This is a genomic window from Rhizobium tropici CIAT 899, from assembly GCF_000330885.1.
GTDB lineage: Bacteria > Pseudomonadota > Alphaproteobacteria > Rhizobiales > Rhizobiaceae > Rhizobium > Rhizobium tropici.
In genome coordinates, this window is the sequence record NC_020059.1 from 1,643,471 (window position 1) to 1,665,078 (window position 21,608).

At 58.4% G+C, this 21,608-nt stretch carries 22 protein-coding genes and 5 tRNA genes; 21 read left to right on the forward strand and 6 right to left on the reverse strand.

The features are described from left to right. The first annotated feature begins 95 nt into the window (after positions 1 to 95). From RTCIAT899_RS07990 to recJ, 4 genes are all read left to right on the forward strand, one after another. Positions 96 to 548, forward strand: a complete 453-nt coding sequence (locus RTCIAT899_RS07990; RefSeq protein WP_015339715.1) for a hypothetical protein — start codon at positions 96 to 98, stop codon at positions 546 to 548. A 223-nt stretch (positions 549 to 771) separates the two neighbouring features. Next, positions 772 to 1,992, forward strand: coding sequence for an LL-diaminopimelate aminotransferase (locus tag RTCIAT899_RS07995; protein ID WP_015339716.1), 1,221 nt, complete (start codon positions 772 to 774; stop codon positions 1,990 to 1,992). Between the two features lie 57 nt (positions 1,993 to 2,049). Then, positions 2,050 to 3,369, forward strand: coding sequence for a homoserine dehydrogenase (locus RTCIAT899_RS08000; RefSeq protein WP_015339717.1), 1,320 nt, complete (start codon positions 2,050 to 2,052; stop codon positions 3,367 to 3,369). A 54-nt stretch (positions 3,370 to 3,423) separates the two neighbouring features. Beyond that, positions 3,424 to 5,229 (forward strand): single-stranded-DNA-specific exonuclease RecJ, encoded by a 1,806-nt coding sequence (gene recJ / locus RTCIAT899_RS08005; protein WP_041677387.1) that lies wholly within the window; start codon positions 3,424 to 3,426, stop codon positions 5,227 to 5,229. Between the two features lie 74 nt (positions 5,230 to 5,303). Here the strand turns inward: recJ and RTCIAT899_RS08010 are convergent. The 5 genes from RTCIAT899_RS08010 to RTCIAT899_RS08030 form a co-directional block, all read right to left on the reverse strand. Further along, positions 5,304 to 5,378, reverse strand: a tRNA-Glu gene (locus RTCIAT899_RS08010). A 128-nt stretch (positions 5,379 to 5,506) separates the two neighbouring features. After that, positions 5,507 to 5,581: transfer RNA gene (locus RTCIAT899_RS08015), tRNA-Glu, on the reverse strand. An 83-nt stretch (positions 5,582 to 5,664) separates the two neighbouring features. Then, positions 5,665 to 5,739, reverse strand: a tRNA-Glu gene (locus tag RTCIAT899_RS08020). Positions 5,740 to 5,912: 173 nt separating this feature from the next. Next, positions 5,913 to 6,704 (reverse strand): hypothetical protein, encoded by a 792-nt coding sequence (locus tag RTCIAT899_RS08025; RefSeq protein ID WP_015339719.1) that lies wholly within the window; start codon positions 6,702 to 6,704, stop codon positions 5,913 to 5,915. Positions 6,705 to 6,908: 204 nt separating this feature from the next. Further along, positions 6,909 to 7,349 carry a VOC family protein gene (locus RTCIAT899_RS08030; RefSeq protein ID WP_015339720.1) on the reverse strand — a complete coding sequence of 147 codons (441 nt, stop codon included), beginning with the start codon at positions 7,347 to 7,349 and terminating at the stop codon, positions 6,909 to 6,911. A 197-nt stretch (positions 7,350 to 7,546) separates the two neighbouring features. On the opposite strand from RTCIAT899_RS08030, the gene RTCIAT899_RS08035 reads away from it, so the two are divergent. Continuing rightward, positions 7,547 to 8,125 (forward strand): cold-shock protein, encoded by a 579-nt coding sequence (locus tag RTCIAT899_RS08035; RefSeq protein WP_015339721.1) that lies wholly within the window; start codon positions 7,547 to 7,549, stop codon positions 8,123 to 8,125. Between the two features lie 168 nt (positions 8,126 to 8,293). Then, positions 8,294 to 9,454 (forward strand): tyrosine-type recombinase/integrase, encoded by a 1,161-nt coding sequence (locus RTCIAT899_RS08040; protein ID WP_041677866.1) that lies wholly within the window; start codon positions 8,294 to 8,296, stop codon positions 9,452 to 9,454. A gap of 35 nt (positions 9,455 to 9,489) precedes the next feature. Here the strand turns inward: RTCIAT899_RS08040 and RTCIAT899_RS08045 are convergent, their stop codons facing one another. Next, the gene (locus RTCIAT899_RS08045) at positions 9,490 to 9,942 is read right to left on the reverse strand and encodes an XRE family transcriptional regulator (RefSeq protein WP_244441447.1); all 453 of its coding nucleotides are present in this window, start codon (positions 9,940 to 9,942) and stop codon (positions 9,490 to 9,492) included. Between the two features lie 257 nt (positions 9,943 to 10,199). Here RTCIAT899_RS08045 and RTCIAT899_RS34015 point away from each other — a divergent pair, with 257 nt between their 5' ends. From RTCIAT899_RS34015 to RTCIAT899_RS08125, 15 genes are all read left to right on the forward strand, one after another. Beyond that, positions 10,200 to 10,331 carry a helix-turn-helix transcriptional regulator gene (locus RTCIAT899_RS34015; RefSeq protein WP_244441469.1) on the forward strand — a complete coding sequence of 44 codons (132 nt, stop codon included), beginning with the start codon at positions 10,200 to 10,202 and terminating at the stop codon, positions 10,329 to 10,331. 80 nt (positions 10,332 to 10,411) lie between these two features. After that, positions 10,412 to 11,509, forward strand: coding sequence for an AAA family ATPase (locus RTCIAT899_RS08050; protein WP_015339725.1), 1,098 nt, complete (start codon positions 10,412 to 10,414; stop codon positions 11,507 to 11,509). A 172-nt stretch (positions 11,510 to 11,681) separates the two neighbouring features. Further along, positions 11,682 to 11,891, forward strand: coding sequence for a hypothetical protein (locus RTCIAT899_RS08055; RefSeq protein ID WP_015339726.1), 210 nt, complete (start codon positions 11,682 to 11,684; stop codon positions 11,889 to 11,891). Continuing rightward, the gene (locus RTCIAT899_RS08060) at positions 11,888 to 13,024 is read left to right on the forward strand and encodes a hypothetical protein (RefSeq protein WP_015339727.1); all 1,137 of its coding nucleotides are present in this window, start codon (positions 11,888 to 11,890) and stop codon (positions 13,022 to 13,024) included. Before RTCIAT899_RS08055 ends, RTCIAT899_RS08060 begins: the two co-directional genes overlap by 4 nt. A 244-nt stretch (positions 13,025 to 13,268) precedes the next feature. Then, positions 13,269 to 13,345, forward strand: a tRNA-Pro gene (locus RTCIAT899_RS08065). A 4-nt stretch (positions 13,346 to 13,349) separates the two neighbouring features. Then, positions 13,350 to 13,426: transfer RNA gene (locus tag RTCIAT899_RS08070), tRNA-Met, on the forward strand. Positions 13,427 to 13,917: 491 nt separating this feature from the next. Beyond that, positions 13,918 to 14,316 carry a hypothetical protein gene (locus tag RTCIAT899_RS08080; protein ID WP_015339728.1) on the forward strand — a complete coding sequence of 133 codons (399 nt, stop codon included), beginning with the start codon at positions 13,918 to 13,920 and terminating at the stop codon, positions 14,314 to 14,316. Further along, on the forward strand, positions 14,273 to 16,246 hold the full coding sequence (locus RTCIAT899_RS08085) for a terminase large subunit (RefSeq protein ID WP_015339729.1): 1,974 nt from the start codon (positions 14,273 to 14,275) through the stop codon (positions 16,244 to 16,246). The genes RTCIAT899_RS08080 and RTCIAT899_RS08085 overlap by 44 nt, the downstream gene beginning before the upstream one ends. 138 nt (positions 16,247 to 16,384) lie before the next feature. Beyond that, on the forward strand, positions 16,385 to 17,584 hold the full coding sequence (locus RTCIAT899_RS08090; RefSeq protein WP_244441470.1) for a phage portal protein: 1,200 nt from the start codon (positions 16,385 to 16,387) through the stop codon (positions 17,582 to 17,584). Then, positions 17,581 to 18,204, forward strand: coding sequence for an HK97 family phage prohead protease (locus tag RTCIAT899_RS08095; RefSeq protein WP_015339731.1), 624 nt, complete (start codon positions 17,581 to 17,583; stop codon positions 18,202 to 18,204). The genes RTCIAT899_RS08090 and RTCIAT899_RS08095 overlap by 4 nt, the downstream gene beginning before the upstream one ends. Positions 18,205 to 18,282: 78 nt before the next feature. Next, positions 18,283 to 19,533, forward strand: coding sequence for a phage major capsid protein (locus tag RTCIAT899_RS08100; protein WP_015339732.1), 1,251 nt, complete (start codon positions 18,283 to 18,285; stop codon positions 19,531 to 19,533). Between the two features lie 227 nt (positions 19,534 to 19,760). Beyond that, on the forward strand, positions 19,761 to 20,423 hold the full coding sequence (locus RTCIAT899_RS31635) for a head-tail connector protein (RefSeq protein ID WP_015339733.1): 663 nt from the start codon (positions 19,761 to 19,763) through the stop codon (positions 20,421 to 20,423). 15 nt (positions 20,424 to 20,438) lie between these two features. After that, positions 20,439 to 20,648: a hypothetical protein gene (locus RTCIAT899_RS08110; protein ID WP_041677391.1), complete on the forward strand. Its 210-nt coding sequence runs from the start codon at positions 20,439 to 20,441 to the stop codon at positions 20,646 to 20,648. Between the two features lie 3 nt (positions 20,649 to 20,651). Continuing rightward, a complete protein-coding gene (locus RTCIAT899_RS08115; RefSeq protein WP_015339734.1) occupies positions 20,652 to 21,056 on the forward strand; it encodes a hypothetical protein in 405 nt (134 codons plus the stop codon). A 181-nt stretch (positions 21,057 to 21,237) separates the two neighbouring features. Next, positions 21,238 to 21,597, forward strand: a complete 360-nt coding sequence (locus RTCIAT899_RS08125) for a head-tail adaptor protein (RefSeq protein ID WP_015339735.1) — start codon at positions 21,238 to 21,240, stop codon at positions 21,595 to 21,597. The last annotated feature ends 11 nt before the right edge of the window (positions 21,598 to 21,608 follow it).

Here is a 21,608-nt window from a genome sequence, read left to right on the forward strand (position 1 = left end):
ACAAGTCGAATGAAACGCAACCCTGCTCTTGCTTTGCTGCTGCGACAAATTTAACAGTCGCAACCCACAGCAAGGAATAGCGCAGGAAGACAATTATGGGCGGCGGCATGGTGGCAAGACTGAACCGGTATTCCGTACTCTGCGGTGCAATGTGCGGAATTCTCGCATTGACGCTCGCGGGCTGCTCGACGCCCGAGGAAAAGGCGGCCTTCGCCAAGCGCAAGCAGCCGCCTCAGGCTGTCATCGTAAAGCCCGCCAAGGGCACGCCGGTGGTGGAAACCAGCACGCAGCAATATTACAAGGACGGCTATCCTTCCTTCAACGCGCCGCCGACCGCTGCAAACGTCCAGATCAACGATCAGCAGGCGGGCGATCTGGTCAAGCAGCTGACCGCGCTCGGATCGCAGCGCAAGGCTGGCACGATTTCGGAGGCCGAGTACCAGAAGCGCGTCGCCGAAATGCGCAAGCTCGCTGCCGAACATGGCCAGGATACGCTGCAGGAAATTCAAAAAGAGAGCGGCACGCAGCCTGCCCAAACGCAGAATTAGCCTTGCGTTTCAGGCGATTTGGACGCAAAGCGTTCGGATAGGCCGAAATTGGATGTATCTTGACGGGCGGGTTGCATTTTGCGTGCATAAGCGCCCAAGATTCACCTTATCTTTCGAGATAGCATGAATACGGCGCCGCGAGTCCCAAGTTCGTATCGCGGCTGGCCGGGAGATCAACGAACTTCAGCGCGGTTTTGAGGGCCGCTGTCCCATGGGGAAAGAAATGGAAGAGTTTCATAAAGTCCGGCGTTTGCCGCCCTACGTTTTCGAACAGGTCAATCGTTTGAAAGCGAGCGCGCGAGCGGGCGGGGCGGACATTATCGACCTCGGCATGGGCAATCCAGATCTTCCCACCCCCAAGGCCATCGTCGATAAGCTGTGCGAAGTGGTTCAGGACCCGCGCACGCATCGCTATTCCTCCTCCAAGGGCATTCCTGGCCTTCGCCGCGCGCAGGCCGCCTATTATGCCCGCCGTTTCGGCGTGAAGCTCAATCCCGATACGCAGGTGGTCGCCACCCTCGGCTCAAAGGAAGGCTTTGCCAATATGGCGCAGGCGATCACGGCGCCTGGCGACGTGATCCTCTGCCCGAACCCGACCTATCCGATCCATGCTTTCGGCTTCCTGATGGCCGGCGGCGTGATCCGCTCGATCCCGGTCGAGCCGGATGATAGCTTCTTCCCGCCGCTGGAGCGGGCCGTGCGCCACTCGATCCCGAAGCCGCTCGCGCTCATCCTGAACTATCCGTCGAACCCGACGGCCTATGTGGCGACGCTCGATTTCTACAAGGAAGTCGTCGCTTTTGCGAAGAAGCACGACATCATCGTGCTTTCGGATCTCGCCTATTCGGAAATCTACTTCGACGACGCGCCGCCGCCGTCCGTGCTGGAAGTGCCGGGCGCCATGGATGTGACGGTCGAGTTCACCTCGATGTCGAAGACCTTCTCCATGCCCGGCTGGCGCATGGGCTTCGCAGTCGGCAACGAGCGGCTGATCGCGGCGCTGACGCGCGTAAAGTCCTACCTTGATTACGGCGCCTTCACACCGATCCAGGTGGCGGCGACCCACGCGCTGAATGGTGACGGCTCCGACATCGCCGAAGTGCGCAACATCTACAAGCGCCGTCGCGACGTTCTGGTCGACAGCTTCGGCAAGGCCGGCTTCGACGTGCCGCCGCCGGCCGCGACGATGTTTGCCTGGGCGAAGATCCCGGAAAAGTTCCGTCATCTCGGCTCGCTGGAGTTTTCCAAGCTGCTGGTCGAGAAAGCCGACATCGCAGTTGCTCCAGGCATCGGCTTCGGCGAGCAGGGCGACGATTACGTGCGCATAGCGCTTGTTGAAAACGAGCATCGCATCCGTCAGGCGGCGCGCAATCTGAAGCGCTTCCTCTCCACCGCGGATGAAACCATGCACAATGTCATTTCGCTGAACGCTCATCGTTCATAATATCGTGCGGCAGCCGTTTCCGCGGCTGCCGTCCCAATACTGATCAGGAATTTTTCCATGGCAGATGCCCTCAAAATCGGCATTGCGGGCTTGGGTACCGTTGGTGCCTCGCTTGTCCGCATTATCCAGAGCCGCGCTAACGAGCTTGCCGTTACCTGCGGTCGTCCCGTCAAGATCGTCGCCGTCACGGCGCGCGATCGCACGCGGGATCGCGGCATCGATCTGACGGGCATCGAATGGTTTGGCGGTCCGGTCGATCTGGCGCAGAAGGCCGATATCGACGTCTTCGTCGAGCTGATCGGCGGTTCCGAGGGCGCGGCCAATGCAGCTGTGCGCGCAGCGCTTGCACGCGGCCTGCATGTCGTCACCGCCAACAAGGCGCTGCTTGCCTATCACGGTGTCGAGCTCGCGCAGATCGCCGAAGAGAAGGGTGCCCTGCTGAATTTCGAAGCAGCCGTTGCCGGTGGCATCCCGGTCATCAAGGCCCTGCGCGAATCCCTGACGGGCAATACGATTTCCCGCGTCTATGGCATCATGAACGGCACCTGCAACTACATCCTGACCCGGATGGAGAAGGAAGGCCTGTCCTTTAGCGATTGCCTCAAGGAGGCACAGCGTCTCGGCTATGCCGAGGCGGACCCGGCTTTCGACATCGAGGGCAATGACACGGCTCATAAGCTTGCCATCCTAACGACGCTTGCCTTCGGCAACCGCATCGCGGCCGATGATATCTACCTCGAGGGCATCACCAACGTTTCCATCGAGGATATCCGCGCTGCCGCCGATCTCGGCTACCGCATCAAGCTGCTCGGCGTCGCCCAGCGCACCGAAAGCGGCATCGAGCAGCGCGTGCATCCGACCATGGTGCCGCTCGATTCAGTCATCGCACAGGTCGATGGTGTCACCAATGCCGTGGCGATCGAATCCGATATTCTCGGCGAACTGCTGATGGTCGGCCCAGGTGCCGGCGGCAATGCCACCGCATCTTCCGTGCTCGGCGACATCGCCGATATCGCCAAGAGCCGGCCGGGCGAGCAGCGTGTCCCGGTGCTGGGGCACCCCGCCAAGGCGCTGGAGCCCTACCGCAAGGCGCAGATGCAGAGCCATGAAGGCGGCTATTTCATCCGCCTGACCGTGCTTGACCGTACCGGCGTCTTTGCCAGCGTCGCGACCCGTATGGCGGAAAACCATATTTCGCTCGAATCGATCGTGCAGCGCTCCAAGCAGCATCTGGCGCCATCCGATCACCAGACGATCATCCTCGTCACCCACGCGACGACGGAGGATTCGGTGCGCAAGGCGGTTGCCTCGATCAAGAACGAAGGCTATCTCGTCGGCGAGCCGCAGGTCATCCGTATCGAGCGTCCGAAAGAATAGTCTCAGTAGCGGCGGCGTACCTCAAAGGGACGCCGCTCTCAAATTTCGGGAGAGATGGTGGAGCAACCGGTCGATCCAGTTCAGCGGGCATTTCTGGGTGTCGAGCGCTCGGTATCAGGCAATCGCTGGGTATCCAGGCTCGATCAGGCCGGCCAGAACAGGGCGCTCGCCATTGCGCAGACCCATGGCCTGCCGGAGCTGATTGCCCGCGTGCTTGCAGGGCGCGGCGTCGGGCAGGACGAAGCCATGGCTTTCCTCGACCCGACGATCCGCGGCCTGATGCCGGACCCGCATCTGCTGACCGATTGCGAGAAGGCAGCACAGCGCCTCCTGCACGCCATCAGGAAGGGCGAGACAGTCGCGATCTTCGGCGACTACGATGTCGATGGCGCGGCCTCCTCGGCGCTGCTCTATCGCTTCCTCGCCCATTTCGGCGTTCCGGCCAGCATCTATATTCCCGATCGCATCTTTGAGGGTTACGGCCCCAATCCCACAGCCATCAATCAGCTTATCGACAATGGCGCGACGCTGATCGTGACCGTCGATTGCGGCTCCACCAGCTTCGAATCGCTTGATGCGGCGAGGGCGCGCAATGTCGACGTCGTCGTTATCGATCACCATCAGGTGGCGCACGAGCTGCCGCATTGTCATGCCCTGGTCAATCCGAACCGTGAGGATGATCTGTCGGGGCAGGGGCATCTCTGTGCCGCCGGCGTCGTCTTCATGGTTCTGGTTGCGGCGCTGCGGCTGCTGCGCGAGGCCGGCGATTCCCGCGTACGCTCCATCGATCTGCTTGCCTGGCTCGATATTGTTGCGCTTGCGACCGTCTGCGATGTCGTGCCGCTGAAAGGCCTCAACCGTGCCTATGTCGTCAAGGGGCTCATTGCCGCCCGCCATCAGGGCAATCTCGGGCTCGCAGCGCTGTTTCGCAAAGCAGGTCTCAATGGTCCCGTCACACCCTATCACTTCGGCTTCCTGATTGGCCCGCGCATCAATGCCGGCGGCCGCATCGGCGATGCCGCTCTTGGCGCACGCCTGCTGACGCTGGAGGACGGCGGCGAAGCGGAAACCATCGCCGCGAAGCTCGACGAGCTCAATCGTGAGCGGCAGGCCATGGAGGCCGCCATGCTGCAGGAGGCGGAGGCCGAGGCGCTGGCGGAGTACGGCAATGGCGACGGCGCCTCCGTCATCGTCACGGCGCGCGAGAACTGGCATCCGGGGATCGTCGGCCTCATTGCATCGCGCCTCAAGGACAAATTCCGCCGGCCGGCTTTTGCCATCGCCTTCGATCCGATGGGCAAGGGTACAGGCTCCGGTCGCTCCATCAACGGCTTCGATATGGGTCGCATGGTGCGCGCGGCCGTCGATGCCGGTCTGCTGGTCAAGGGCGGCGGCCATGCCATGGCGGCCGGCCTGACGGTGGAACGGAGCAATCTCGGCAAGCTGCGCGCCTTCTTTACGGAGAAGGCGGAGAAACAGGTAGCCGGCCTTGTTGCCAACGAGACCCTGAAGATCGACGGTGCGCTCGGCGCAAGCGGCGCGACCGTGGAGCTGATCGATAGGCTGGAGACAGCCGGTCCCTATGGCTCGGGCCATCCACAGCCCGTCTTCGCCCTTCCGAGCCACCGCCTGCGCGATTCTCGTCTTGTCGGCCAGTCGCACATCAAGATCACGCTCGAAGCACAGGATGGCGGCCGAGTGGATGGCATCGCCTTCCGCGCGGCGGAGACGCCTTTGGGTGAGCTGCTGCTGTCGTCGCGCGGTGCACAGATCCACGTCGCTGGCACGCTCGGTGCCGATCACTGGCAAGGCAGCCGACGCGTGCAGCTGCGGATCACGGATGCGGCGAAAGCTCCGTAACGCAGATCACGCCAGATACGCGTCTGCATAACAGCGTTTATCGAGCAAAAACATCAATTAAGGGGGAGAGGCAGTGGCACGCCCTAGGGGAGTCGAACCCCTCTTTACAGAATGAAAATCTGTCGTCCTAACCGATAGACGAAGGGCGCGTGCTGTGGCGCCCTTATAGTCAGCACCTTTCATTCCCGCAAGCGGAAAAACGAGAAAAATCGCAGAAAAATCCATGACTAGGCGAAGAATTTTTCGGAGAACTGTGGAAAACGTCGAGCCGCGCGATTGGCACGCCCTAGGGGAGTCGAACCCCTCTTTACAGAATGAGAATCTGTCGTCCTAACCGATAGACGAAGGGCGCATGCTGTGCGGTGTAAATAGGAATACTCTATTGCGGCCGCAAGCGGTAACTTAAATGAATTGACTATGGGGGAAGAACAACAGTGGCACGCCCTAGGGGAGTCGAACCCCTCTTTACAGAATGAAAATCTGTCGTCCTAACCGATAGACGAAGGGCGCGTTCAGCTGTTGTGTGGCGCGCTTATAGCGGGGCGATTTCATTCCCGCAAGCGGCAATTTTGCTTTTTTGTGGAAAAAATGACAGATGGGTGAAACTACCGCCGACGCTGAATAAGTGAGCCTTAACAGGCTCTTGTCAGTGACAATAAAGAAACCCTGGAAACGTCGGCTCTTTATTGCCCTGTCGCGCCTTGGACCGGCTGCACCAGCAGCTTGCCATTCTGCGGCTGGTTCTTCGAGGCGATGAATTGCGCCAGGGCGGCGGCCTGTCTGCCGTTCAACTCATGGACATTTGGGGTCGGCATGGCTGCCGCTCCGGACGCCGTTACCTGGGCGATCGGCTGCGGCGAACCCGCGGCCGGTGAGGTTGCATTGCGGATGACGGGCGGCGGCAGCATGTCTGCCGAGGTGCGGCCGTTCGGCGCGGCGGCATCCATCGCCGGTGGAGCCGTTGTCGGCATTGCTGACGGCGGCGTGCTGTAGACACTGCGCATCATCGGCGTAATGGGTTGGGCTCCGTCGGCTCCAGCCTTGGCAAGCGTCCCATCCGGATTGACGGCAATAGGCGGCGGTGCGGAAAATATGCTGCTTCTGCTCGCATTGACGCCGGTCGGCTGCGTGACCAGCCCGGCAATACCGGTTTGCCCCTCGGGGGGAGTTTCCACAGGCGCCGGATAGAGCGCCTGATTCTGCTGGGCGACGATCTGCTGGCGCGTGCCGTTGACGCTATGTACCAGCGGGTCGCGATAGGCGAGGTCGGCGTTGCGTCGCCGGGCATCGGCCCTGTTGTTCATATCGGTCGCGAGCTGCTCCGCTGCCGTCGGCTGCGCGGCGGGCGCGATGTCCGATGTCTCCGTCGGCTTTTTGGCCGTGGTCGCGCAGCTCGCAATCATCACAAATGAGGCAAGAACGGCAATTGTGCTTGCTAGCTTCTTTCTGCCGTATAAAATCTGCTGATCGCACATAGGACGTTCCCTGCAAAAAGGTTTGCATCGGAACGGCCTCCTGCGAGGGACGATGATATCGCACGTGCCGACTGGGAACGATGACCGCGCGATATCCGATGCATGATGCTTCGAGTCGTCCAAGCATGCCGGAGGATGGGCATGGGCGGCAAGCGCGAAACGGATGGCTCCGCGCGTGCCGTAAGCCTCGCGAAAGCTTAGGCCTTACCAGGAGCCGGTATTGGCCATGGAAGCCCAGGGCTCGGCGGAGGGAAGATTGGCGCCCTTCTGCAGGATTTCGATCGAAATGCCGTCCGGAGAGCGCACGAAAGCCATGTGACCATCGCGGGGCGGGCGGTTGATCGTGATGCCGTTGTCCATCAGCTTCTGGCAGGTCGCATAGATATCGTCGACCTCGTAGGCGAGGTGGCCGAAGTTGCGTCCTCCGCTATATTCTTCCGGGTCCCAGTTATAGGTCAGTTCCAGGCTGGGGGCGCCGTTGCTGCGAGACGATTCGGCGTCCTCGTCGGCCGCAAGGAAAACGAGCGTATAGCGACCTTTCTCGTTTTCGTAGCGGCGAGTTTCGACAAGCCCGAACAAGGTGCTATAAAAATGCAACGAGGCGTCGAGATCGGTGACGCGGACCATCGTATGGAGATAACGCATTCTATTTCCTCTCTTAATGTTGAGCTGGGCGGATCTTCGATCGGGACACCAGCTTCGCGCAAGTCTTGGAGCAATAATCTTAGGGTGGGAATAAACGAAAACTAGGACTTGCGCTTTTCCGTTACCAAGATGTTAATCTTGATATCAGGGAATCAGTTAACCGTAACAGTGTGACGCGTAATCGAGGGCTGACTAGGATGGGTGACAGAATTTCATCGAAGGGAGTTGTCGACTTCGAGGAGATGTCCGGCGATACCGTGGAGCTCATCGAAATCTCAGGCGTCGTCAAGTGGTTCGATGTCGCCAAGGGCTTCGGTTTTATCGTGCCTGACAATGGCATGCAGGATGTATTGCTGCATGTGACGTGTCTGCGCCGTGACGGTTATCAGACGATTCTCGAAGGAACCCGCATCGTCGCGCTGATCCAGCGCCGGGAGCGCGGATATCAGGCTTTCAAGATCCTCTCCATGGACCAATCGACGGCCGTACATCCGTCGCAGATGCCGCCTGTCCGCACACACGTGCAGGTGACCGCGACGAGCGGCCTTGAACGCGCACTGGTCAAGTGGTTCAACCGCACCAAGGGCTTCGGCTTCCTGACACGCGGCGAGGGCACGGAGGATATCTTCGTGCACATGGAAACGCTGCGCCGCTTCGGTCTCGCCGAGCTTCGGCCGGGGCAGGTGGTGCTCGTCCGCTTCGGACCGGGCGAAAAAGGCCTGATGGCCGCCGAAATCCACCCGGATGCGCCGAGCCCGGTGACACGGCCGCACTGATATGAGCAAAGCTGGTTTTGCCGGAATTTTGAAAAGCGCCATTTTGGCGCTTTGATGCTGCTGGTATAATTGGTGAAAAATCGAGAAAGCCCGGATCTGCGGGCTTTTTTGTTGCCTGCTGCGTCTTCTGTGTCCATATTGGCAACCAAGAGGTTTATGGTATGGAATATGGTAAGCAACAAGCTCACAGACTCCAAAATCAAGGCGATTAAGAAGCCAGGCATGTATTCGGACGGCGATGGCCTCTACCTTCGCATGCACGCCGGCGGAAGTAAGTCGTGGTTCTTTGTTTATACGAGGGACGGGAAGCGACGAGAGCTTGGTCTTGGCGGCCTTGCAGGTATTGCGCCTGTGTCTCTGGCTCTGGCACGGCGCAAGGCGGAAGAGCTTCGGACGAAGTTGGCGCATGGACAAGATCCACATGCGGACAAAGTTGCCGCGAAGGTAGCGGCAGAGAGGACGTTCCGAAAAGTTGCGGAACTGTTCATTGCGGATCGGGATGATTGGACACCGCATACTCGCAAAGAATGGGAGCATCATCTTTATGAGCACTCTGCGGCACTGGCTGACAAGCAGATCGACGCTCTTACCACGGACCTCATCGAGGAGACCCTCAAACCCATTTGGGAAAAGCGGCCGGCAACTGGCCAACGGGTCAGAGGAAAAATCGAGTCGGTTTTAGACTATGCCGCCGCGAAGGGGATGCGCACGGGAGATAACCCGGCGCGCTGGTCTGGTCACCTGGAGCATCTTCTCACCAAAGCTGGACGGGTTACCGGCGCGAATCATAAGGCGCTGAGCTATTCAAATGTGCCTGCCTTTCTGTCTTCGTTGGGCAGTAGTGTCATTGAGCGCCTTATTCGGTTCATCGTGTTCACCGCCGTTCGTAGCGGTGAGGCTCGTCTAGCCGAATGGAAAGAGATCGATCTCGGCGCTAAGATTTGGACTATACCGAAAGAGCGGACAAAGACTGGGCGGGAATTGATTGTTCCGCTCACAAATCAAGCAATTGCCTCGCTACCAGAGCAAGGCGAAGGCCTTGTTTTCACTCAAGATGGCCAAGCATTATCGATAATGGCCATGCCCAATTGGATCGGGAGGAACAAGTCGGGCATCACGATGCATGGCTTTCGATCGGCGTTTCGTGACTTCGCCGGTGACAAGACTGAATTCCCCAGAGAAATCGCCGAGATGGCACTCGGTCATAGGATCGGCAATGCTGTCGAACAGGCCTATCGACGTGGCGATGCGCTTGACAAGCGCCGAGCGCTGATGACGGATTGGGCGGATTTCCTCAATAAGCATTCCAGTTCTGGCCCGATTGGCTGACTATCAATGGCAGCAGCGACGCGGAAAAACCGTCCTCAGGCAAGCTCAGCCAACGTAACGACGTGAACCTCCTGATCTTCTTGCACGGAAATCGGCCAGGTCGCCAAGGCTGCATGATCTTTTGTTCTGATTAGTACGGTATTGCCAGGGAGAGGTGTAATTCGAGGATCAACCCAAAGGTGGTGGCCATCGACACGTACGGCATAGCAATTGGAAACGTTCGGTGCGGCAAATCCAACGGCAAACTGTTCGACTATGATGGATTCGCTTGAGCCTCTTCCCATGAGGGGAGCACCAATATTCGGAAGCTTAGTAGTTCCGGTGCTTGCCTTGGCTTCATCTGCGAGTTCAGACATTTGATCGACTGAAATCTGAAGAAATTCCGCCAATGCTGCATACATCTTCGGCCGTGGCACTACGCCGGCCTTCCAACTTGAAAAGGCTTGCTGTGAGAATCCGTATTTTGCGCCAAGCTCGCTCTCCGTCATGCCTCTCCTATTTTGCTCGTTGAGGAGCATTTGAGTGAGCCTCGTCCTTTTGGGTCTATTCATTTTACCATCTTGACAAATTTGTAAAGTTGTACTATAGCTATATCGATTTTGGTGGCAATCGCAACCTTGATAACCACCTTAACAAATTTGTTATCATAGTCAATGCGAGATGCCGGATGAAACACGCCAACGACAATATTCCGATATTGATAAGCCTTAACGACGTCTGCCAACTAACTTCGCTCAGCCGTACGATGATCAACCGCCTTCGTTCAGAAGGCCGCTTTCCAGGGGCGGCAGACTTGGGGGATAGACGGGTCGCTTTCGTCCGAACTGAAGTACTTCAGTGGATCGAGAGCAAGATAGCCTCTCGTGCCATCGCCTAGCGGCCGACCACGCTTAATAAAATCTGGGTCAAAATATCAACGTTACCACGACGACCGGCCAACGCCGGCGAAGGAGATCTGTGATCAAGAATTTTGCGTCTATTGATTGGGACGAGTTCGATGATGGAAATGAAACTTTCCGGTCCATCTCTGGTCATCTGACCGCGCACGCCTCGCAGAGAGAGCCGCGCCATAAATATTGGAAAATGCCTGGATGGGTCGGCAGTGGTGACCTGACGGCCATCTTCGGGCCGAGCGAGGCAGGTAAGTCTGTATTCTCGGTCGACCTTGCTTGCCGTCTTGCCGCGGGGTGGGATTTCGGTGAGCGCAAAGACGGACCTCAACACAATGTTTTGTACATTGCGGCAGAGCGTGGTGATCAGGTCAAACGCCGCGTCGACGCCTTCGTAAAGCATCACGGCGGCGAACCTTTCAGCAACTTGCTGATTTACGATGGTCCGATCGACCTTTGCGAGGAGAACTTCCTTCGCGCCGTGATACGGGCGGCGTCCTGGCATTTCCCCGATGAGTACGGCGCGGAAGTCGTGATCATCGATACGCTAGCTGCGGCAATGAGCGCGTCGGACAGCCACCCAGACGCCATGCACAGGGCGGTAAACAGCCTCACGGACGCCGTTCGCCACGGCAACCCTGAAGGGCTGTGCTCGGTCGTGGTGGTGCATCACTCTCCTATTAGCGGCGAAGCGCGCATGCGCGGCGCCGGGCAGCTGCAGGGCGCCGCTGACATGACCATCCACGTCACGCGCAAACGTGACGTCTCGGTTGCGAAGGTAGCCAAAAACAACGAAAGCCCTGACCGACCTACGCGCAGTTATAGGATGGAGACCGTTAGTCTTGGCCGTGATCGTCCTGAAGATCCCGAAACTACGGCGCCTGTCTTGGTTGCAGAAGCCGCCGCGACAAGTGTCACAGATGAGCGTGACATGTCACGCGTCAGAAGCCATACGAAGGCTATGGAAACGCTGCGTCAGGCGATTGCCGCCAACGACAACAAGCCGGTGACAGAAAGTCAGTGGCGATCTGCGGTTTATCAGGCTGCGGAAGGGATATCGGAAGCCGGAAAACGCAAGCGCTTCGAGCGGGACCGTAGGATTCTCGGGTCTAGCGTCACCGTATTAGACGGATTTTTTAGCGTGACAGAACGTGACGTAGCGTGACGTAGCGTGACGTAGCGTGACGTTTGTCACGGTTGAAAATCTTGTCACAACACGGGCGTCAACGTGACAAAAACAGCGTGACAATACCTACCCCTTTAGGGGGTAGGTTGTCTCGCGTTGTCACGGTGTCACGCCCCGCAGTGATGTCGGAGCAAAGGGTTTTGGAGATTAAATGATCAGAGCCAGAGTTCAAAATATTGGTGGGCCGTTCCCCGGTGTCGGCGCTGCCCCCGAAATGACACGCGACAAGGTGCTGCCTGCGGATGGCAGGGCAGCATTCGAGAAGCTAAACGACGCCGTATCGACCAGCGGTGTCCTGATAAACTTCGGATCGTTCGTGCCGGCGAATGACAATGATAAGCAAAAGGCGGATGCGGCTTGAAACATCGCGACTTTTCCGAACTGGCCACGCTGTTGGCTGAGCGCATCGCAACACCGGCTAAGGCTGCAAAGCCGACCCCCGCCAAAGTCCGCCAGCCTGCCAACGACAACAAGCCGGTGCCGGATGTTCTCGCCTGGCCTGCACTCGAGCGTCTCGCTTATCGCGGCGACAAGGTGCGTCTTTTTGCTCTCCGTCATTGGCGTGACCTTTGCTTTCCGCGCCAAATGGAAGTCACCGCTGACGAGGAGCAATACGACCCAGAAGCTACTATCGAGACACGTCCATCAGAAGCCGAGCTGTTGGGCGCGGTCGGCTGGAAAGTGGTAGGGAAGGAACGGTGGAACCACACTGGAGAAATTGTGAACGTGTATTCTAGGTCTGCCGAAGCTCGGCCCATATACACCACAAAAATCGTCGCCCGGAAGTCAGGCGGTCTGCACCGCGCGCTTGATGCGCGTATCGGTGAGCTAACATTCACTGATGGCAAACTGATGCAGTGGGGTGTAACAGCCAAGGGGCGAGCATTGCGGCCCGATGAGCGCCGACGAGGTGAGAAGGGCGGCTCAAGCGCAGGGCGCACGGACGGCGAGGTTTGGTCATACCTCAAGCTGAAGGGGGCCGCCTCACCGTTTCGCGCTGAGCCCTATCTTAGGCCCATTTCGTCCCAGCCGGCGAGCCGCGAGTACTACACGCCATCACCTGCCGCTCACAAGGGACGCAAATTACTCGAGGAGCTTGGTATCGATGGCTCCGTCTGTTTCGATAAGTTGCCGTTCAAAGCAACGCGTTGCCCTGATGCACTCGCGGCGAATGCGCTTTGGTTAGGGGGCGTTAAGCAGCCAAAGCCGACCGCATCAGAGCCAGCGGGAAAGGAGCCGGAATTTGTTAGGCACATTGAGGCCTCGTATTATGTCGACCATCTTCGGCTCAAATTGGGAGACCACGCAAAAGTGCTGGATCTGGCAATCAGCGATGGCACGGCGGCAGAGATTGGAGCCGCGATGGGTCTTGCTCCTGCCTATGCAGCAAAGCGAGGCGCAGCTCTGATCGACGAGGCGATCTATAAGCTGATCGAGGTCGACGAGACGGCACGGGCCGATTTCGAAAAAATTCCGGAAAAAATTGCGGCGTAGTGTCCACTCAACGGCATGCTCAAACCGTATATTTATGAAGGGCCATGAAACCCGACAGCCGCCTTGTGCGGCTGTTTTCATTTGAGGCGCCGAATTTGCGCGGACGCTATGGGCTCGCTTGCGATGCCGGGACAGCCTCAAAACACATCACCTGGCGCTGCCTACTCCAGCGACGGGCGATCGTGCGGCGAGTAGAGCCATGGCGCGCTTAGCGCATGTGGTTCCTCGCCGCTTTTGGTTTCTTCTGGGTGTGGCGCAGACTGGTAGCGCACGTGATTTGGGATCACGGGGTCGCAGGTTCGAACCCTGCCACCTAGACCAATATTGCGGGGTGGAGCAGCCCGGTAGCTCGTCAGGCTCATAACCTGAAGGCCGCAGGTTCAAATCCTGCCCCCGCAACCAATTCCATGGTGATACATGGCCAATAGCGAATATCACCATCTATACAAAAGCGCGCGCTGGCGCGGCATGCGCCATGAGCAACTTTCCATTCAGCCGTTATGCGAATGGTGCCTCGAGCGCGAAGAGATAACCGCCGCAACTGAGGTGCACCATGCCACCCCACATAGAGGCGATCTATCTTTGTTCTGGTCTGGGCCATTCGTGTCGACCTGCAAACCATGCCACTCATCACGAGGCCAGCTCGAAGACCACGGTAAGATCGTGGTTCGGTACGGCGCTGATGGATGGCCGATTTAGTTGATGCGTTGAATGAATATTTCTTCACAAATATCTGAATTATCTTGCACTATTAGTTTGACAAACGACGACATACCTGCCATAATGAAGGGTTTGCCTGGGAGGGGTGGGTCGAATCTTGCCGACCGCGCCGTCAAGGTACCGGCGGACCCCATCCGTACACAACGCCACAATTCAAATGTTGAGGTTGCGTCATGCCGAGGCCACGCACGCCGCGGTCGAAAGCTGCTGTCACCGGCGCCGACAAAAAGAACAAGGGACGCTTTGAGGCGCGCAACGAGCCTTTGGTTAGCGATGATCTTGGTGATCCGCCAGACTGGATTGTTGATGGCGAAACCAACAAGGCAAGGGAAGCGTGGCAGACGCTGCGCAAGGAAATCCCTTGGCTCAACTCAAGCCACCGAATCCTGGTGGCCACGGCAAGCAACATTTTGGGGCGCATGATCGCCGGTCAGGACTGCGGTGTGCAAGCAATGAATCTGCTTAGGCAGTGCCTGGGCCAGATGGGTGCGACGCCTGCCGACGCCAGCAAGGCCGGAGCTAAACCAGATGGCGAAAGCAAAGATCCGGCAGACGAGTTCTTCGACGAGTAGAAAGAGCCAATCAGCCGCAATTCCTGCGCACTTCAATCCAAAGTATCCCACCGGCCCCGTTGATGAATACGCCGAGAAGGTCATCAACGGTGATATAGTAGCTGGGCCGCACGTTCGCAATGCCTGCCGCAGGCACAAAGACGATCGACTGAACGGTCCAAGCCGCGGCATCCATTGGGACCCGGAAGCTGCCGATAGGGTGCTGCGCTTTTTCCCGGCAGTGCTGCGCCTGAACGGGGGGCAGTTCGAAGGGCGGCCTTTTTACCCGCACATCTCGCAACAGTTCAAGATTGGCTCTATTTTCGGATGGAAGCGTGTCGAATCTGACGGCGCAATCCTGCGACGCTTTCGACGCGCCTATATCGAGGAAGGCAAGGGCAACGGGAAGTCTCCGCTGGCCGCAGGCATTGGGCATTACTGCCTAACGTCTGACGGGGAGGCGGCTGCCGAGATCTATGCGGCTGCGGCGAACAAGGATCAGGCATTCGTCCTGTTTCGCGATGCTGTTGCGATGTACGAGCAGTCGCCGGCGTTGAAGTCGAAGTTGACGCCATCGGGCGGCAATCCTGTCTGGAACCTGTCTTACCTCAAGCGGCGCTCATTTTTCCGGCCGATATCGCGCGAAGGTGCACACAGCGGCCCGCGCCCGTATATCGCGCTCTGCGACGAAATTCACGAGCATCCAGATGGCAAGGTCATCGAGATGCTTGAGCGCGGTTTTAAATTCCGCCGGCAACCGCTGCTGTTCATGATCACGAACAGCGGCAGTGATCGCAATTCGATTTGCTGGGACGAACACCAGCATGCCGTGAAGGTAGCCGCAGGCACGCAGACGCCTGACGATGATTTCACCTATGTTGGCGAAGTCATCGACGACACGACGTTTTCATATGTCTGCGCGCTCGACAAAGACGACGATCCTTTTACAGACCCGACCTGCTGGCAAAAAGCAAACCCGCTCTTCGGCATTACGCTGAAGCATGACTATCTGGCAGGCGTCGTCAATCAGGCAAAGGACATTCCGTCCAAGCGTAACGGCATTCTGCGTCTGCATTTCTGTGTATGGACTGAGGCGGATACCGCCTGGATACCGCGGCCGCTGCTCGAAAAGGTGATGGTCGACTTCGACCCATATGTTGAGCATCAGGGTACAAAGATCGCCGCAGCCGGCCTGGATTTGTCTGGCGCCAAGGATTTGACAGCGGCCGCCTTTGCGATCGAGACTGGCACCAAGCGCGTGAAGCGCGAGGACGGCACGGAAGCGGATTTGCCGACTTACGATCTTTGGATCGAGGCATGGACACCGCGCGACACGATGGACGAGCGTTCGAAGCAGGACCATGTGCCTTATCGGCTATGGAATGAGACGTTCCACACAGGAACCACACAACCGTACATCAACGCGCCGGAAGGTGCGCGCATACGCTACGATCACGTCGCGGCTTTGTTCGCAAGGCTGAACGCTGAGCATGGCATTGCCATGCTGGCATATGACAAATACGCATTCGACAAATTCGAGCAAGAGCTCGATGAATACGGCGTCGAGATCAAAACTGTCGCGCACCCACAGGGCGGCAAGAAGCGCGCAAAACCAGACGAAGAGAAAGTGCAGGCGGCGAAAGACGCCGGCCTAGACCCCCCTCTCGGACTGTGGATGCCGGGCAGTGTCGCTGCGCTGGAGGCGCTTATTCTCGAAGAGCGCGTGCGGCTGCGCAAGTCGCCTGTCCTTCTTGGTGCATTGATGGGTGTGGCGATCGAGACCGATCCACTCATGGGCAACCAGTGGTTCTCGAAAAAGAAATCTACGGTTCGTATCGACCCAGCCGTTGCTTGTGCAATGGCGGTTGGCGCTGCGGTCGACGGATTTGTTGAGATCAAGCCGGCGGCCAGCCCTTGGGAAGATCCTGAATTTCAGCTGGCAACGCTATAGCTGCGGCAAGGTTATTTGATGTTTGGACTTACAACGAAGCGGGCCGCTGAAAGGCAGGCCGCGCAGGCTATTGCCGAAACGCGCGCCAGCCTTGAAAATCCAAGCGTGCCGCTGTCTGACGTCGGCGCGTGGCGGTCAATGTTTGAGACATGGAATGCTGCAAGCGGCGTTCCGGTTACGGTGGAAACCGCGCTTGGCGTGCCCGCTGTGTGGTGCGCGGTCAATTTCTTGTCGGGCACACTGGCATCTCTGCCACTGGAGATGTTCGTCAAGAGCGCCTCTGGCCGCGAGGCTGTCGAAGGAAATCCGCTTTACGCGATCCTTCAGGACGCGATCAATCCGGAATGGACATCGTTTGCCTGGCGCAAATACTCGATGGTCAATATTCTGACCTTGGGGCGCGCATTCACCTTCATCGAGCGCAACAAGGCCGGCCGGGTCACCAACCTGTGGCCGCTCAATCCGCTACTAACGACGGTTGAGCTGCGCCAGGGCCGAAAGTTCTACATCTACGAGGACACACGCAGGAGGATCGAGTATCAGGCGTCGGAGATTATCGATGTCCCGTTCATGCTTGATGCTGACGGCATCAGTCACGTGGCGCCAATACAGCGCCTGGCAAAGGCTGTCGGGTTGGCAATCGCACTCGAATCCTACGCCGAGAAGTTCTTCCTGAACGGCGGCGTGCCACCGTTGGCGCTTTATGGCCCCGTAGGGTCGCCGGCAGCTGCATCGAGGGCGGCAACAGACGTCACTAAGGCGATCAGAGATGCGAATGCGGAGCGCCGAAATGTATTGATTATGCCGAAGGATCATGAACTGAAGCCGGTTGGCATTGATCCTGACAAATCCCAGATGGAGGCGGCACGCCGCTTCCAGATCGAGGAAATTGCCAGGATTTTCGATCTGCCGCCAGTATTTCTGCAGGACCTGACGCACGGCACGTTCTCCAACACCGAACAGCAGGACCTTCACTTTGTGAAGCACACACTCATGCAGTGGCTCACGGCATGGGAGCAAGAGCTAAACCTCAAGCTGTTCACGGCACGGAATACGAAAAACTTCGTTGCCTTCAATCAGGACGGCCTTCTGCGTGGCGATTTTACCACGCGCATGAACGGTTACGCCACCGCGATCCAGAACGCCATCAACACGCCTGATGAAGTGCGATCGATGGAAAACTGGCCAACGCACGGCGGAGATGCGGCCAAACTTCATATCCAGGGCGCGACGGTGCCGCTTGGTTCACAGAAAATGGGCCACAACGGCGGCCCTCCGTTGGGCGATCAGCCAGCCGCAAACGAAAACAAGAATACCGACGAGGCGAAGGCCGCATGACGAACATTGAAAAGCGCAGCCATATCGCTGCTGTAGAGACGCGCGCCACCGATGGCAAGCGCACGCTTGTGGGCTATGCCGCCGTCTTTGAGCGTCTCGCCGATATAGGTGGTTGGTTTCAGGAGCAGATCGCACCCGGCGCCTTTACCGACGCAATCAAAGGAGACGTCCGGGCGCTAGTGGATCATGACTCCGGTCGTGTGATTGGCCGCACCAAGTCCGGAACACTTCGGTTGCAGGAGGATGGTACCGGCCTGCGTGTCGAAATCGATGTTCCAGATACGACCGATGGCAATGACCTGTGGGTGCTCGTCGAGCGTGGCGATATCAGCGGCATGTCTTTCGGTTTCTGCGTCACGAAAGAGACATGGGACGAAACCGGCGACGTGCCGACGCGAACGATCCAGGCACTTGAACTTCTCGAAGTCTCTGCCGTGGCATTTCCGGCCTACGATGACACCACTATCGGTGTACGATCGCTCGAAGAATGGCGCTCTGCCAATAAGCCACAGCCAGAACCAAAGATTTCAGATCCGGCGGCAGCGCCGGTAACCAGAGCCGCAGCCGTCAAGGCGCGTCTCAAAATGGACCTTGACCTAAAGGTCCGCAGCACGCGCTGACCAGCGCTGCCACCCACCAAAACACCACCACAGAACGAACCTCGCCATTAGCGGGGCTCTTTGTATTGGAGACTTCATTTGTCCAAAATTTCTGAACTGCGCGAAAAGCAGCTCAAGCTCGTTGCCGATGCTCGCGCCCTGCGTGACGAAATCACCGATGACACTGCCGAAGCGCGTGTAGCCGAGATCGACGCTGCACATGACAAGGCCATGGCCGAATACGACCGCATCGGCGAACGTATCGCACGCGAAGAAGCTCTTGAGGCGCGACAGGCCGAGCTCGACGCAGTAGAGGACGCTCGCCGTCCGCTCGGTGAAGATCGTTCGCGCAAGCCTGGCAAGGTTGACGAACGTCCGCTTGAAGAGCGACAGGTGGAAGCATTCCGCACGTATCTTCGCCGCGGTATCGAAGGCCTATCCCCCGAGCAGCGCCAGATCGTGCGCGAACTTCGTGCCGGCCCACAGGCGACATCTCCTGGCGCCGATGGCGGCTACCTCGTGCCGCAGGGCTTCATGGCCGAGCTCGTCAAGTCGCTCAAGGCTTGGGGTCCTATGCTTGATCCTGGCGTCACGCGGTTCCTGAATACCGCGGCCGGCAATACGATTCCTTGGCCGACGATGGATGACACGTCCAACACCGGCGCGCTGATCGCCGAGAATGCTCAGGTGTCTCTCGCTGAAATGGCATTCGGCACGAAGATGCTTGAAGCATACAAGTATACATCGGGTGTCGTTCTTGTTTCCAGCGAGCTCCTGCAGGATTCGGCCCTTGATGTTGAGGCCATCGTTCGCGATGCAATGGCAGAGCGCATCGGTCGTATCGCCAACCTGCATCTGACAACTGGTGACGGTTCTTCGAAGCCGCACGGCATCGTCGCAGCCGCTGGCGCAGGCGCCACCGCTGGCAGCGCAACTGCGATCTCGTTCGATGACATCATCGAGCTTTATCATAGCGTCGATCCGGCTTACCGCGCTGATCCTTCCTGCCGTTTCATGTTCAATGACGGCACGCTCAAGGCTCTCCGTAAGCTGAAGGACGGTGAAGGCGAATATATCTGGCAGCCGGCGAACGTTTCCTTGGGCCAGCCGGACACGATCCTGAATCAGCCGTATTCGATCAATCAGGCTATGGCCTCGATCGCAACCGGCAACAAGACTGTCGCTTTCGGCGCCTTCAACCGGTACGTCGTCCGTCGCGTGAACGAGTTTGCGATCCGTCGCCTCGTCGAGCGCTATGCCGACTATGATCAGACAGGTTTCATCGGCTTCACTCGCTTTGATGGCGAACTGCTCGACGCTGCGGCCGTCAAGGTTCTGACCCAGGCTTAATGCTGTGAGGGCGGCTTTGGCCGCCCTATCATTCTTTGGGAGGCGCCCGTGCTAATTCGTTTACTGCAGGCGCTATCCGGCGTCATGAAGCATTATGAAGCTGGTCGCGAGGTTGAGTGGGAAGATGTAGATGCACTGCGGCTAATTGAGCGCGGCATCGCGGAGCGCACTGCGGAGTCTGGGCCAACATCGCCCCGGCCGGGGCGGCGAGGCAGAAAGGCGGCCGCATGACCGATTGGTCAAGGCTTACTCGCTTGCAGGCGCCTGAGACGTCACCGATCGATTTGGACACCGCTAAGCAGCATCTGCGGATCTTCCACGATGACGAAGACCAGCATATTCAGCTGTTGGTCGACGCCGTTGTTGCTTTCGTCGAGGGACCTGACGGCATTGGGCTCGCGCTGACGCCGCAAAAGTGGCGTCTGTCGCTCGACAGCTTCTACTCTCGCAATTTGATCAACGGTTTCAGTCCTGCCTACGGGTATGGTGCGGCCTACCTCGATGTTGGCGCGATCTACAGCGCGATTTCGATCCCGCTTGGTCCTACCACGTCCGTTGAGCAGGTGCTTTACACCGACGACGCCGGCGCAACGCATGTGGTGTCACCAGCCGATTACATCGTTGATGTGGAATCTTCGCCAGCGCGAATTTCGCCGGTCTATGGCGGCATGTGGCCAATCACCATCAACTATCCCGGCGCTGTGAAGGTGGATTTCACTGCTGGTTTTTCCGAAACGCCGGCAGACCTCAAGGCAGCGTTGCTATTGCTGCTGGGCCACTGGTTCGAAAACCGAGATACGGTAGTCGCGGGCGAACGCGCTGCGGCTGTTGAGGTCCCATTCACCGTTGATGCCATTCTCAACAAATATCGCGTCGGTAGATTTGCCTGACGCCAGGAGGCTAACATGCCAGTCGGCAATTATTCTGCCAATGTCCATTTCAACGGGCCGGACGAGCTCGTTATCGATGTAGGCGGCAAGCTTACGATCGTCAATGGCGCCCAGATCACCGGCCTAGATTCGGTCGTTACTGCCGCCATCAAGAACAAGGCGCAGGTTCAGGCGCTGACGCCGTCCTCGACGGCCGCCGATATCGTCGCGGCTCTGAAGGCGTAATCCATGGCTGATCTCGTCATAACCCCCGCAAACGTCGTTGCAGGCTCTAACGCCACGCGCGACATTGGCACTGCCGGCGCTACGATCGCTGCCGGCCACGCTGTCTATCTCGATGCAGCAACCAACAATTGGCTGTTGTCGGACAACAACGGCACCGGTACGCGCCAGGTGAAGGGCATTGCTCTCAACGGCGCATCGATCAATCAGCCGCTCACGGTTGCAAAGGCCGGTGATGTTACGATCGGCGCGACGCTCGTGCCCGGCACGGCATATTACCTCTCGGCCACGCCGGGTGGCATTTGTCCGGTGGCTGATCTTGCGACGGGCATGGATTCAGTGCTTATCGGCCTGGCCAAGAGCGCAAGCGTTCTGGCCGTCGACATCCAGAACTCGGGCGTCACGCTCTAATGTGGGTACGGTTTACGGCCCACTTCCATTGGAAGGTTTCGTCGGCCGTAACCATCGCCTACAAGCCGGATGGCGGCCCCATGAAGGATGGTCGCTACCTGGTGACGCGCGCCTGCGCTGAAGCCGCGGGCGACAAGGCGGTCAAGTGCGGCCGACCTTCCGGACCTGGGAGGCTTCGATAATGGCTCCGACAAAACCCGGTATCCCAAAGCTGCGAGAAAAGCTTCACTTTCAGCGCCGAGAGATCGTCGATGACGGCTACGGCAATGAGGTTTCCGGCGATTTCGCAACGGTATTCACTGCTGCTGCGGAGCTCATTCCGCTGACGGGTAGCGAACCGGTCATTGCAGCGCGGCTCACCGGCGTGCAGCCATATATCATTCGCATTCGCAGCCATGTCGCAGCGCGCGAGGTGGCGACGTCTTGGCGCGCCGTCGATGCACGAAACGGTGCTCGCATTTTCAACATCACGTCATCTGCGAACCTCGATGAGAAGAACGCCTATATCGACATGATGGCCACGCAAGGGGTCGCGGCGTAATGGCGCTGAAG